The organism is Marinobacter sp. 1-4A (genome assembly GCF_016597725.1).
In the GTDB taxonomy this organism is placed as follows: Bacteria; Pseudomonadota; Gammaproteobacteria; order Pseudomonadales; family Oleiphilaceae; genus Marinobacter.
Genome location: NZ_VCGY01000005.1, coordinates 11,832 through 24,748, shown reverse-complemented (window position 1 = coordinate 24,748; position 12,917 = coordinate 11,832). Strand labels below are relative to the sequence as shown.

Here is a 12,917-nt window from a genome sequence, read left to right as displayed (position 1 = left end):
TATGCTTGCGGATAACCTGGTGATAGGCGGTATGACAGCCTTTTCGACCGTTGATTATCCGCAACATCTGGCGACAACCCTGTTTTTACAGGGTTGTCCCTGGCGTTGCCATTATTGCCACAACCCACACCTGATTCCGCTGAAGCCGCTGGATGGCGCACCCACGTGGCAAAGGGTTTGTAGCCACCTAAAGCGGCGCAAAGGGTTGCTAGATGCCGTGGTGTTCAGCGGGGGAGAACCCACGATTCAGAAAGCACTGTTACCCGCTCTGCAGCAAACCCGGGATATGGGGTTTCGAAACGGGCTTCACACGGGAGCGCCCAGTCTAAAATCGCTCCGCCCGTTATTGCCATGGCTAGACTGGGTCGGTCTGGACATCAAAGCGTTACCTTCAGGGTACCAACCCGTAACCACCTGTAGCCGCTCAGGTATAGATAGCTGGGCCGCCATCGACGTGTTGAGGGACTCAGGGGTTAATTTTGAGTGCCGGATGACGTGGCATGGCGCTCTGCATAGTATTGAGCAAGTGTTGGGTATCAGCAGAGAGTTGGCAAACAGAGGGGTAAAGCGGTTTTCGGTACAAGTGGCCCGTACCGCACAAATGCTGAATCCAACGTTGGGGAATAGCTATATCGCGACACCTGACATCGAAAAACTCCGGTATGCGTTAGCGGCTGTATCAGAGGAGTTTGATGTGCGGGCGTGATTCAGGGCTCCAGCTTTCGGAGCCCTTTGGCGTTGTCTGAGTTAAAAATTACTCTCAAGTCTTGCAACAAGACCTCTGCCAGGTGACAGAATGTCACCGTCAGTAAGGTGAGCTCGATACTGTTTGTCCAACAGGTTGTTGCCTTCTAAGGTGAATTTAAGCTTGTTCATATCGCCTATTGAGTCAAAGTTCCACCCTAGCGTTATATCCACGGTCGCATAGCCGGGCGTTGAGGTTTCTGTATTGTTGGAGAAAGTATCTGCAGTTCTATCCTGTTCTGCTACCGCACGAACCTGACCATGCCAATTGAATCCCGGGCGGGATTGTTGGCCTACACCCAGTGTCAATTCCGGCGCTGGCATTTGGTATAACGGCTCATTATCCTGTTTGTTTTCACCTCGAAGCCAGGTGAGGCTGCCGTCGATATCAACGGAAGGAGCGCTGGCAACCAGTGCTTCAAACGGCATAATAAACCCGGCCTCCGCCCCGTAGATTGTTACTTCATCCAGATTTTCCGTTTGTTTTATAGGTAGGTTGTTGGCCGGGTTGTTGGCACCCGTTACTCGCCCAGCAATGTAATCATCAATTCGGGTATAAAACGCCGCAAGCTGATACTCACCGAAGCGACCGCGCCCCTTCAGGCCAATCTCTGCACTGGTGGATTTTTCCGGGTCGAGTTGGGGGTTCCCTTTGTGGAAATAGCCGTCGCCACGGGATGCGTCTTCAAAACGTTCCCGCATATCCGGGGCTCGGTAGGCTGTCCCTAATGAGATGAAGGGGTTGACCATAGCACTCGCGTTGTAGATAGCGCCGGTTGACCAAGAAAGGGTTTCGGCACTGCTTTCCAAGCCGGTCGTTCGCGCGCCCGGGCCGTTGCCCACTACTCGGGCATCGCCAGTAACTTTGTCATATCGGGCACCGAATTGAATGTTCCAGTTGCCTGCTGCTATGTCGTCTTGCACAAACACACCCCGGCTTTGTATTTCTCCATCTCGAAATGGAGAGTTGGACACAGCCGTGTCTGACATCGGCGGGCTATAGGTAAAGCGTGCAGGGTCTGCGGTCATCTCCCAAGCCTCCAATCCAACAGTAACCAAATGGGCACCGCCGAGTGGCATTCTGTATTGCGCTTTTGCGCCATCTGTATCGAAGCTGACGTCGTTCCAAACCTGATTCCGGTCTTTGAAATCCCAGAATGCTCTTATCTGCCGATCAACATTCTGTTGATAAATGCTGGCTTTAAGTGTTCCTGGTCCGATCGAGCCTTCGTAGCCCAGCTCAGTCAGGGTTCTGGTCTGTTTGGGGGAGTGAATTATGAGTGTGCCACTACCGCCAGGACCCGTTTTTGCCGAGCCGGGGTACCAGACATCGCGATCCTCATGTTTTTGCAGGTTCAGGGTTAGCTTTTGATCATTGCTGAGCCTATAGGCGTACTTGGCGAGAAAGGACTCCGAGCGGTAACCGCTTTTATCGACATTACCGGCCGGGGTTTCGTAGTCGTCTACATCTTTAACGGCTGCCCCGAGAACCAGACCATGATCTTTGCTTGAGAGTTTAACTAGGGCTCCGCCAGCAAGGCTGCTGTCTACCGTTCCCGTGCTACCAGAGAGGCGCCCATGGACCTCAGCAGTCTCTGAAAACTCAGCTTCAGGAGTGCGTAGATTGATCGCGCCACCTAGAGCCCCTGTTCCGTGCAACACAGAGCCGGGCCCTTTCACTACCTCTACACTATCTAGAAGGCTCATGGCGGCAAGAGACGCAATGGCACCTTGAGGTTGTGCCGAATTAAGTCGTACGCCGTCTACCAGCATAACAACGCTTTCTTTTTTTAACCCACGTATGACCGGGTTGCCGCCCCAGGCGCCACCGTCGCCCTGAACGGCGAGACCTGGTTTGCCTCTGAATAGATCTCCAGCGGTTTTCGCTGCTGCTGATTCACTAGCTGCCAGTTTTTCTATCGCACTGGCCGTTTCTAGAGTGTCGGATTCATAACCCTTCGCCGTGATGACGAGTTCATCTAGGTGTTTGGGCTGTGCGGATGCAGGGGTTGCAAAGGTCGTGGTGGCGGACACGAAAGCAATGGCAATGCTCAATCGATTGCGGGTCATGAAAACTCCGGACGTGATATGGGTTTATGCGCAAATACAAATCATTATCAATAATAATCTAAGTGCAAATGAATATCATTTGAGCTTTATCAAGTAATCATGGGAAAGTAACGTTTACCCTAATCTCTTGATCAAAGAGCGTTGAACTATGAGTCGTCTGATCCGAACCGGTCTGAGTTGGGGTGGCAGCCTTACCGGTATGTTGTTGTTTGTGGCCTTATGGGAGTGGGGGAGCTTGAACTACGGTAGCTTTTTACTACCGGGGCCGAGAGATGCACTTCTTTCTATACAGGGTTTTTGGCACCAGGGTGAGCTTTTGAGTGCGGTCTGGGCCACAACCTGGCGAGCAATGGTTGGGTTTGCTTTGGCATCGTTAGCTGGCTTGATATTGGGTTTGTTGGCTGGCCTGTCCCGCACACTTGGGCGAGCGCTGGAGCCGGTATCAACCGTTCTATTGGGCATTCCTCCGATCGCCTGGATTGTGCTAGCTATTTTGTGGTTTGGGAGTGGGTCGATGGCAGCTATCTACACGGTTGCCGCAACAACCTTGCCCGTTACTTTTGCCGGTGCGCAGATCGGGGCGCTTACTCTTGATAAACGGTTACAGGAGATGGGCGATGTATTTCGTGTTCCTGTCTGGATGCGTTTGTGGGATTTCTATCTGCCCCATATCGTTTCGTATGTGTTTCCGGCGTTGATTACGGCGCTGGGCGTGGCTTGGAAGGTGACAGTCATGGCGGAATTGTTCGCCACAGAAAACGGTGTGGGCGCTGGCTTAGCAATGGCTCGGGTGAATCTTGATACAGCGGGCGCCATGGGCTGGATTTTGGTTGTAGTGGCACTCTTATTGATTGCTGAGCATGGCTTTTTGCGACCGCTACAAAAGAAAATGGAACCATGGCGCCAGAGCGTCTCGCAGGCAAAATCATGATGGAACTTCGAAATGCTTCATTGCAGCTTGGGCCGAATAGAATCCTTGAGGCCATCAACTTTAGTGTACAGCCAGGTGAGTCAGTTTGTGTCGTCGGCCCTTCGGGGTGCGGTAAAACCAGTTTACTGAGGCTGGCAGCCGGGCTAGTCGATATTTCCGGTGGCTCAGTGGAAAACCGTTTTGCCTGCACGGCCGCAGTATTTCAGGAACCGCGACTGCTACCCTGGCGGCCCATGTTGGACAATATTGCACTGGGCCTGAAAGCCAGAGGTGCCCCACGAAAAGAGCGTCTGGCGATAGCACGGGAGTTGGCAGATTCAGTCGGTCTTGCAGACAAGTACACATTATTCCCTCACGAACTCTCCGGCGGTATGCAGCAGAGGGTTGCGTTAGCCCGGGCGCTGGCTGTAGGGGCTGATCTGCTACTGCTGGATGAGCCGTTCAGTGCTTTGGATGTCGGGCTGCGAAGTGAAGCCCAGGAGTTGGTACAACGTCTTGTGGTTGATCGTGGTATTGCCAGTTTGTTGGTGACTCATGATTTAACCGAAGCCCTGCGATTGGCTCACCGTGTTGTCGTCATTTCGGGTTCCCCTGGTCATATAGTTCACGAGCATCGGGTAGATGAGCCATTTGCGAGCAGGACTCAGTCCTGGCTCTATGAAGCTGCAGCTCATTTGTTGAGGCAGCCTGTGGTTAGTGAGAGTTTCCTCTATAAAACCCAATCGGAGGTAACATGAATCCGTTAAATCGTCGTGATTTACTGAAATTGACAGCCAGCGCGACGCTATTAACGGCTTTGCCTTTCCAGCGTGCCATTGCGCAGGCATCCGGTCAGCTTGTCGCAGCAACACCCTACGGCATTCCACAGGTGATTCTGGCGAGAGCGCTGGAAGACCCCGCCGTGCAAGAGCTGATTCCAAAACGGGAGTTGAAGGCGTGGAAGGACCCCGACCAACTTCGTGCCTGGTTAGCCAGAGCAGAGGTGATGCTTACCGCGACACCCACGAATGTGGCCGCTAACCTCTATAACCGTGGTGTTCCCCTTGTACTAATGAATGTAAATGTATGGGGTACTCTCGGTATGCTCGGGTTGAAAGAGAAGGGCCCCTTGCAATCCGTGAAGGATCTTGCCGGTCGCCATGTGGGTGTGCCTTGGCGTGGCGACATGCCAGATCTGGTATTTCGGTATCTTCTCGGGAAAGCGGGTTTGGAAGTAGGTCGGGATCTTAAAGTAAGCTACCAGTCGAGCCCTTTCGAAACCGTACAAATGTTTGTTGCCCAACGCCTCGATGCAGCCGTTTTACCTGAACCCATGCGCACAGCTACTCGGTTGCAAGCGGCACAGTTTGGCCAGTTACCGACGGAGCTGGATTTACAAGAAGAATGGGCGCGACTTACTGGTGAAATAAAGGGTCTGCCGCAAGCCGGAGTTGTTTGTCGCCGAGAGCTTCTGGATCAATGTCCAGAACAGGTTGCGGTAATACAAGGTGCCATCAGACGCGCAGTGGACTGGGTGGCAGCTAAGCCTAATGACGCGGCCGTGGTTGGGAGCCAAAATTCCCCCTTATCTAACAAGGTGTTTGAAGGCGCAATACCTCGAACTCAAATTCGGATGGCCTCTGCTGCAGAGTCTCGACCGCAGCTTGAGTCGTTCTTTACTGCGCTTACAGACCTCTCCAGCGGATTTATCGGCGGCAAACTGCCCGACAATGATTTCTATCTTCCGGAGACAGCTACAAAAGCTGAAGGCAAAGTATGAAGACTGTAATAGCAGGCTTTCAAAGCCCTTGGCTTGCCTATGGGTTTCGGCCATTCTTTTTGTTGGCGGCTCTTTACGCTCCGTTTGCATTGGTTCCGTGGGTAGGTGCGCTGCTTCAACAATTTACCTTGCCCATGGCGATGATGCCTATCCTTTGGCATGGCCATGAAATGCTGTTCGGGTTTGCCAGCGCTGCGTTGGTGGGCTTTTTATTAACCTCTATTCCATCCTGGGCGGGCGTACCACATGTTCAAGGTAAAGCGCTTGCTGCTCTGGTTGTTTTATGGCTTCTGGGCAGGCTGGCATTTTGGTTGTCAGCAAGCCTACCGGGAGTCTTGATTGCAGCATTAAATATTGCTTTTCCACTTTCCGTAATTTTCTGGGCAATGCCAGCTTTGCTATCTGCAACAGGGCGTAAACACCTAAGTATAGGTGTTGTATTGCTGGCATTTGTCCTAATTCAGGGACTGTTCTATTTAGGCTGGCTTTGGCCAGAATTAGCGTTGTTATCGCCTCAAGCTGCTCTTAACACTGCGGTAAATGTATTGCTTGTTTTGATCGCGCTGACAGCGTCACGCATAGTGCGGGTGGTCGCGATGGCCGCAAGAACGGAGGTCGGGGAAACTGGCCCAGTGCGTCTGACACCTGCCCGTGAGTATCTAGCAATTGTTGCCCTTATCGTTTACGTAGTGGCCGATATGCTTGCACCGGGGCACCCAGTTACCGGCTGGATTGCGCTGGCAGCCGCAGCCGCTCAGGCAGGCAGGTTGAGCGAGTGGCCATGGGGTAAGGCCATGGGCAAATTATATTTGTTACTACTGACAACGGCTTACCTATGGATGATTGCTGGCTTGTTTCTAGTGGGTATCAGCGCATTGGTAGATAGCTTGCCGGGCTATGCTGGCCGTCATGCACTTTCTGTTGGCGCGGCTGGCACCGCTATTCTGGCTGTATTCTGCATTGCCGGGCTACGGCATACGGGGCGTTCGCTTACTATGCCAAGGCTTATCTGGCCAGCACTGGGTGCGCTTTTTCTTACCGCATTGCTGCGCACCCTCGTGCCGATCTGGTGGCCAGAGATGTATTTGTTGGCTGGCGTTGGCTTGCCTTTTTTGCTGTGGTTGATTGCGTACTTTCTGTACGTGATCGCTTATGCACGGTTTTTAGTTAGTGTGCGTGCAGATGGACTACCCGGTTGACCGGTTTAGTTCAGCCCCAGCTTCTCCGCCACGTAGTCGACATCTTTGTCCCCACGGCCTGAAAGGTTAACGAGTATCGACTGCTCTTGCGACAGCTTAGGCGGCTAGCCCAGCCGCCACCCCCGAAGCCCAGGCCCATTGAAAATTGTGCCCACCCAAGTGCCCGGTCACATCCACAACCTCGCCGATAAAATACAAGTTCGGATGCTCCATTGCGGCCATGGTTTTCGACGAAAGCTGGCGGGTGTCGACGCCGCCTAAGGTAACTTCGGCCGTTCGGTATCCCTCTGTGCCTGCCGGCTTAACCGTCCACTGGCCCAGCGTTTCCGAGATCTTTTCAAGATCGCTGTTCTTATAGTTCTGCAGAGGGCCTTCCCACCGGTGTAGCTCGCTAAAGGTCTGTGCGAATCGCTTAGGCAAATGCTGGATAAGATATTGGGCGATGGTTGATTGCGGCTTTTGTTTGCGCAGAGATTCTAAATCTTCCCGAATGTTGCGTTCCGGCAGCAGATTGATGGTTAGCGGGTCGCCGGGTTGCCAAAAACTAGAGATTTGCAGCATTGATGGCCCGCTTAACCCGCGATGTGTTACCAACATGGGTTCACGGAAACCGTGGTTGTTGCAGGACGCTTCCACGGGGCAGCTAACACCAGAGAGCGGGGCCAGCTGTTGTTTCAATTCGGGATGCAGGGTGAAAGGCACAAGCCCAGCCCGGGTGGGCAGAACAGTAAGCCCGAATTGCCGTGCGACTTCGTAGCCAAAACCTGTGGCGCCCATGGTGGGGATGGAAAGGCCGCCACAGGCGATAACCAGAGATTCGCAGGTGAGGGTGCCTGAACTGGTGTTAACGCGGTAGTCTTCAGCGCTCCGGGTAAGGCTCGTTACGCTGGTTTTCATGCGAATTTCAGCTCCGGCCCATTCGCATTCCGTCAGCAACATGGCAAGTATTTCTTTCGCGCTGTCTTTGCAGAACAGTTGGCCAGCGGCCTTTTCTTCGTGCTCAATGCCGTGGCGCTCAACGAGGTCCAGAAAGTTCTGTGGGGTATAGCGCTTAAGGGCAGAAATACAAAAACGCGGATTGTCGGATAAAAAATTGCTAGGCGTACTGTTCAGGTTGGTGAAGTTGCAGCGCCCGCCACCAGACATGAGAATTTTTTTCCCCGGCTTGTTGGCGTGATCAATTACCAACACCTTGCGCCCACGATAACCTGCTGTGGCAGCGCACATGAGGCCAGCGGCTCCTGCGCCGATAATGATCACATCGTACTGGTTGCTGGAACTTGCCGTCATTGCTGCTCGCCGGTTGGTTTGTGTGGCGCGCAGTATACCAGCCTCATAGCCTTGGTTCGGCTCATTCCAGATGAACCGCTCCTTCCATATAAAACGCAGCCTGCCCGGCGATGGCAACTCGGTCGCCTTTGAGCTCGCAGCGCAACACTCCGCCCCGTTCAGACAACTGCCTAGCTTCCAGTTTGGTTTTCCCGAGCTTTTCGGCCCAGTAGGGCACTAAAGCGCTGTGAATCGAGCCGGTAACAGGGTCTTCATCAATGCCGGAGCCAGGCACGAAATATCGGCTCACAAAATTAACCTGATCGCCGGGCGCAGTGATAATCAGGCCCTTATTGCCTAGCTGCTTGAGTATTCGCATATCTGGTTGCGCTGCTATTACAGCAGCCTCGTTTTCTAGAACGACCATATAATTGGTGTCGTTCGTTACGTGGAACGCTGTTTCGGGCGCAGTGCCAAGGGCTTCAATGATAATCTTTGGCGTTTTCTGTTCTTCAATCCGGAGGTTTGGAAAGTCCAAAACCAGCCAATTGTCTGTGGTCATGTGAACGCCCAAAGGGCCACTTTTGGAATGAAAGCGAATCAGGCTTTCGCCCCAACCTAGCTTGTTAAAAATTACCCAAGCACTAGCCAGAGTAGCGTGTCCGCAAAGCGGCACTTCTACGCGCGGCGTGAACCAGCGTATGTGAAAATCTGCGCCCTCACGGTCGGCCTCACGCACAAAAAACGCCGTTTCCGCCAGATTGTTCTCGGCGGCCAGTGCCTGCAAGGTTTCGTCGGGAAGCCAGCTTTCCAGAGGCATAACGGCGGCGGGGTTACCTTTAAAAATGTCACTGGTAAACGCGTCCACCTGATAAATAGGGTAAGTCATGTTCTATTCTCCGGGAGCAAACGCTTAGCGTAGTGGTGTGCTTTGTAGCTGGCAAACTGAGCAAGTTCACGAACACTGTAAAAATGGATTTCGGGCAGGGTTGTGTGGTGTGTTACCACCCAGTGTTCCTGATCCACTGTATTAACAGAAAACCCTAAACGTTCCAGCCATTGGTGGCTCGTTTTCCCACCGTCCTCAAATAATGACGGAACGTTTGGCTGAAACCCAAAAAGATTGTTACGTGTTGCCGCCTGTGCGTGGTTGTTTGCTATGCCCATGATGAAACTCCTTCTTCTGTTTGCGATGTAGTTATTGTCCTCCCGTGCATACAGCCATAACAGATTCAGATAATATGGTTTTGAACCGGTACAGAGTGGTTGTTACGCAATCTGTACCGGTTGTTTTTCTCGGTATCTGTACTCTTCTTGTTGGATGCTGATCTGATGCAATAGCAGCTTGCATGCTTATACAGGCAAGTGGATAAGTGATTGAGCGAGGCCAGTCGGATGGGTGTTCTTTATAATCAGGTGGCAGATAGGCTTCAGGCGCTGATACAAGACGGCGTATACCGGGATGGCGACCGCCTGCCGGGTGTACGGGTATTGAGCAAACAGTTGGAAGTCAGTATTTCAACGGTACTGCAGGCGCACCAAACCCTAGAGGCCCGAGGTTACCTTCAAGCCCGGGAGCGCAGCGGGTATTTTGTGCGTTTACCGGTCGTTGACGCGCCCGAACCGGTTATGCGTAAGCATCGGAGCAAGCCTGTCCCAGTCAGTGCGCGCGAGATGACTTTGGATTTGTGTGCAGATGAGCAGAAGCGCATGGTGCCGCTGGCGACAGCCGTTCCCCATGCAGACTTCCTACCCTTGCGGCAGATTCAGCAGAGCACGCTATGGGCGGCACGGCATGGCCTTGAGACACTGGACTACGCCTTTCCCGGCAAAGAGTCGCTGCGCCGACAGATTGCCCAGCGCATGGCTTCCGTTGGTGTTCCGGTTACACCGGATGATGTTCTTGTCACCAACGGTGCTCAAGAAGCTATTATTCTGGGCTTGCGTGCCGTTACCCAGCCCGGGGACATTGTTGCGGTTGAGTCGCCATCGTTCCCGGGTATTCTTCAGGCACTCGAAGTGGTCGGGCTGCGAGCGATAGAAATACCCACTCACCCATCCGATGGCCTTAGCCTTGAAGGTTTGCAGCTCGCTTTGGAGCAGTGGCCCCTAAAGGCCTGTGTTGTGGTGAGCAATCACAGTAACCCAATGGGTGCCAGAATGCCGGACGAGCGCAAGAGGCAGCTTGTGTCTATGCTGGCCGCCGCTGATGTGCCTTTGATTGAAGACGACATATACGGAGACCTTTATCACACAGGAGAAAGGCCAAGACCTGCCAAGGCCTTTGATCGCGCCGATAACGTGATTTACTGCAACTCTTTTTCAAAGACTATTTCACCCGGGCTTAGGCTGGGTTGGATGTTGCCCGGTCGCCACATGGCTGGTGCCCGGCAACAAAAGTACTTTTCCAATCTGGCGACATCGTCTATTCCGCAACTGGCGGTTGCGCATTTTCTTGAACAAGGCGGATATGATCGCTATCTGCGCTCTGCCCGGCAGAACTACCGCGAAGCGATAGAGCGCATGAGGGCTGCTGTGGCACGTTCATTTCCAGTGGGTACGGCAGTCAGCAGGCCTCAGGGTGGCTTTGTACTCTGGGTGCAATTGCCTGCTGGCGTTTCCGGCACACGGGTTTATCACCGTGCTCGTGCAGAGAATATCAATGTGGCACCGGGCCTGATGTTCTCGATTTCAGGTAAGTTTGAATCATGCCTCCGGCTAAACGGCGGCAATCCATGGTGCGAGAGGATAGATCAAGCCATTGCGAGACTTGGTGCATTGACCCACGAAGAGCAGGCACTGAATGGCTAAGGGCGCAGGTTCAAGGGGTCAATCAACCCAGCGGTCACTGCTATCCCTGTAACATCGGGCAGTCGTTCCACGCCTAGTCGCTTCATGACGCGCGCCCGGTAAAGATCAATGGTTTTGACACTCACTCCCAGTTGCTCGGCAATTTCCCTGCTGATATAGCCTTGCGCCATAGGTAGAAAAACGTCCCGTTCGCGGCGCGTCAGTGTTGAGATGAGCGCGTGAGTTTGCTCGTCGCCCTGTTGGAGATTGTTGGAGTGCTGATGAGCCTCTAGGGCCTGTTGCACACTGTCCAGTAATAGCTGCTCATTGAATGGCTTCTCAATGAAATCAAAGGCGCCGGACTTGAAGGCCCGGACCACAATGGGTACATCGGCATGGCCAGAAACAAAAATAATCGGTAACTCAATACCGCGCTTTTGCAGCTCCTCTTGCACGTTGAGACCGCCGAGGCCAGGCATTCTTACATCCAGCACGACACAGCCCCCCTTTGTATCTTCCAGAGCATCAAGGAACTTTCGCCCGTCACTATAAGCTCTTACGTTTAAACCGACAGACTCTAGCAGCCACTGGGTTGACTCCAGCATGCCTGCGTCGTCATCAACCACGTAAACAGTGGGGGTTTCGAGGGCTGGTTGGTTACTCATTAGGAGCAGTCTCCATGTTTAGTATGCGTTTGTTTGCGGGTGCGGCCGGGAAGCGACAGGTTAAGGTAAGGCCGCCTGATGGAGCTGTCTGGGCGTCCAAAAAACCGCCAAAGCCTTCAATAATCGAGCGACTCATGGAAAGGCCGAGCCCCAGACCCTGAGGTTTACTGGTGTAAAAAGGCTGGAACATTTGCCTTATTCCCTGTTCATCAAGGCCGGGGCCTTCGTCTGTTACATCAATCAGCGTTTCGCCTTCGCTGTTTATGGACGTTGAGATGACCAGACGGGAACCTTCGGTGTCCGGTTGATGGGTGCGCGCTTCCGCATTTGCTTCCATACCGTTACGGATCAAATTGATCAGTACCTGCTCCAGCAACACCGGGTCAGCGATAATCGTCGGTTCGCAGTTAGCAGGTGTGCAGATAATATCGACGTTATTTTTGTCAGCCTCCCATTGGCAAAGGCGGGCGACATTCATGATCGTTTCGTTTAGCTGGACAGCTGCTGTGCGCTTCTGACCTTTGCGCAGGAATGCGCGTAAGTGTTTGATGACTTCTGATGCGCGATTGGCATGGTGGATGATTTTATCAAGCCCGTCATCAACACGCTCAAGGTGTTCCGGGTGTGTGTCGGCACTTTTCAGGTAGCGTTGGCTGGCGCTGGCAAAGTTGACGATAGTTGCCAAAGGCTGGTTCATCTCGTGGGCGATGCTGGACGCTAACTCCCCGAGTGCAGCAAGCCGCGCGGTGCGTGCAAGCTCGTCGGCCAGGCGGCGGTTGTTGTCTTCTGACGCTACCCTTGCCGTGATATCTCTGGATACGCTTACCACCTCAACCACAGCGCCGGTATAGGTTTCTCTAATAGCCCGGCTTGCGATTTCGAACCAACGTTTACTCCCATCACGATGGGTTAAGTCCAACGTCATGATGGCATAGCCATCATCTCTCAAACGGTTGCGCGTCTCCGTTAGCTGTCGGGTGGCGCTGTCACTCTGAAAAATGTCCTCCAGTAACTTGCCCCTAAGTTCTTCTGGCCAATACCCAAGCAAACGCCATGACGCCTGAGTTGCGTCGATAAAGCGCCCATCCGGAGCATGCCGTGAAATTAGATCGGTGGTGTTCTCGGTGATCACCCGATAGAGGCGGTTTGATCGGATGGCTTGCTCGTGGGTCAGAACGTCGGCTGTGGCATCCCGACCTCGTGCGAGCACCTCACCAGATTGCAGACAGGGAATAAACGTCCACTTTAGTATGGTGCTGTTGATCCGGGTTTCTACATCTTCAATAGCCCGCGTTTGTTGCAGTGCGGCCTTAACCAAAGCCTGCACATTTGTTGGCAACAGGCCAGAGGCGTTTGTCAGACCATGTTCTGTCCCCAATTCCTTAGCTGCTAGATTGCTTTGTAAGACGCTGGCGAGCTTATCCAGCCTCAGCCCGGGTTGCGGGTCTGCATCTGACAAACTAATACTCATAGTGATAACCGCATGTTTC

At 53.2% G+C, this 12,917-nt stretch carries 12 protein-coding genes; 6 read left to right on the top strand and 6 right to left on the bottom strand.

Annotated elements, in window-relative coordinates; translation table 11 throughout:
- The first annotated feature begins 1 nt into the window (after position 1).
- Complete coding sequence (locus FE845_RS11760) at positions 2-706, top strand: anaerobic ribonucleoside-triphosphate reductase activating protein (RefSeq protein ID WP_200364812.1); 705 nt, start codon at positions 2-4, stop codon at positions 704-706.
- 41 nt (positions 707-747) lie between these two features.
- On the opposite strand, the gene FE845_RS11755 is transcribed toward FE845_RS11760, so the two are convergent.
- A complete protein-coding gene (locus FE845_RS11755; protein ID WP_200364810.1) occupies positions 748-2,814 on the bottom strand; it encodes a TonB-dependent receptor plug domain-containing protein in 2,067 nt (688 codons plus the stop codon).
- A 148-nt stretch (positions 2,815-2,962) separates the two neighbouring features.
- On the opposite strand from FE845_RS11755, the gene FE845_RS11750 reads away from it, so the two are divergent.
- The 4 genes from FE845_RS11750 to FE845_RS11735 are packed head-to-tail and all read left to right on the top strand — an operon-like array spanning position 2,963 to position 6,703.
- Positions 2,963-3,745, top strand: a complete 783-nt coding sequence (locus FE845_RS11750) for an ABC transporter permease (protein ID WP_200364807.1) — start codon at positions 2,963-2,965, stop codon at positions 3,743-3,745.
- Positions 3,742-4,482: an ABC transporter ATP-binding protein gene (locus FE845_RS11745; RefSeq protein ID WP_200364804.1), complete on the top strand. Its 741-nt coding sequence runs from the start codon at positions 3,742-3,744 to the stop codon at positions 4,480-4,482. Before FE845_RS11750 ends, FE845_RS11745 begins: the two co-directional genes overlap by 4 nt.
- Positions 4,479-5,504: an ABC transporter substrate-binding protein gene (locus tag FE845_RS11740; RefSeq protein WP_200364802.1), complete on the top strand. Its 1,026-nt coding sequence runs from the start codon at positions 4,479-4,481 to the stop codon at positions 5,502-5,504. Before FE845_RS11745 ends, FE845_RS11740 begins: the two co-directional genes overlap by 4 nt.
- Positions 5,501-6,703: an NnrS family protein gene (locus FE845_RS11735; RefSeq protein ID WP_200364800.1), complete on the top strand. Its 1,203-nt coding sequence runs from the start codon at positions 5,501-5,503 to the stop codon at positions 6,701-6,703. The genes FE845_RS11740 and FE845_RS11735 overlap by 4 nt, the downstream gene beginning before the upstream one ends.
- Positions 6,704-6,799: 96 nt before the next feature.
- On the opposite strand, the gene FE845_RS11730 is transcribed toward FE845_RS11735, so the two are convergent.
- The 3 genes from FE845_RS11730 to FE845_RS11720 all read right to left on the bottom strand — a co-directional run bounded on the left by FE845_RS11730 (position 6,800) and on the right by FE845_RS11720 (position 9,139).
- Positions 6,800-7,993 (bottom strand): NAD(P)/FAD-dependent oxidoreductase, encoded by a 1,194-nt coding sequence (locus tag FE845_RS11730; RefSeq protein ID WP_200364797.1) that lies wholly within the window; start codon positions 7,991-7,993, stop codon positions 6,800-6,802.
- 61 nt (positions 7,994-8,054) lie between these two features.
- Positions 8,055-8,861: a PhzF family phenazine biosynthesis protein gene (locus FE845_RS11725; protein WP_200364795.1), complete on the bottom strand. Its 807-nt coding sequence runs from the start codon at positions 8,859-8,861 to the stop codon at positions 8,055-8,057.
- Positions 8,858-9,139 (bottom strand): hypothetical protein, encoded by a 282-nt coding sequence (locus tag FE845_RS11720; protein WP_200364793.1) that lies wholly within the window; start codon positions 9,137-9,139, stop codon positions 8,858-8,860. Before FE845_RS11720 ends, FE845_RS11725 begins: the two co-directional genes overlap by 4 nt.
- Before the next feature lie 228 nt (positions 9,140-9,367).
- Here FE845_RS11720 and FE845_RS11715 point away from each other — a divergent pair, with 228 nt between their 5' ends.
- Positions 9,368-10,783: a PLP-dependent aminotransferase family protein gene (locus FE845_RS11715; protein WP_200364791.1), complete on the top strand. Its 1,416-nt coding sequence runs from the start codon at positions 9,368-9,370 to the stop codon at positions 10,781-10,783.
- On the opposite strand, the gene FE845_RS11710 is transcribed toward FE845_RS11715, so the two are convergent.
- Positions 10,780-11,427 (bottom strand): response regulator transcription factor, encoded by a 648-nt coding sequence (locus FE845_RS11710; RefSeq protein WP_200364789.1) that lies wholly within the window; start codon positions 11,425-11,427, stop codon positions 10,780-10,782. The two genes, FE845_RS11715 and FE845_RS11710, sit on opposite strands and share 4 nt — an antisense overlap.
- Complete coding sequence (locus FE845_RS11705) at positions 11,420-12,898, bottom strand: sensor histidine kinase (RefSeq protein WP_200364787.1); 1,479 nt, start codon at positions 12,896-12,898, stop codon at positions 11,420-11,422. Before FE845_RS11705 ends, FE845_RS11710 begins: the two co-directional genes overlap by 8 nt.
- Positions 12,899-12,917: the final 19 nt, after the last annotated feature.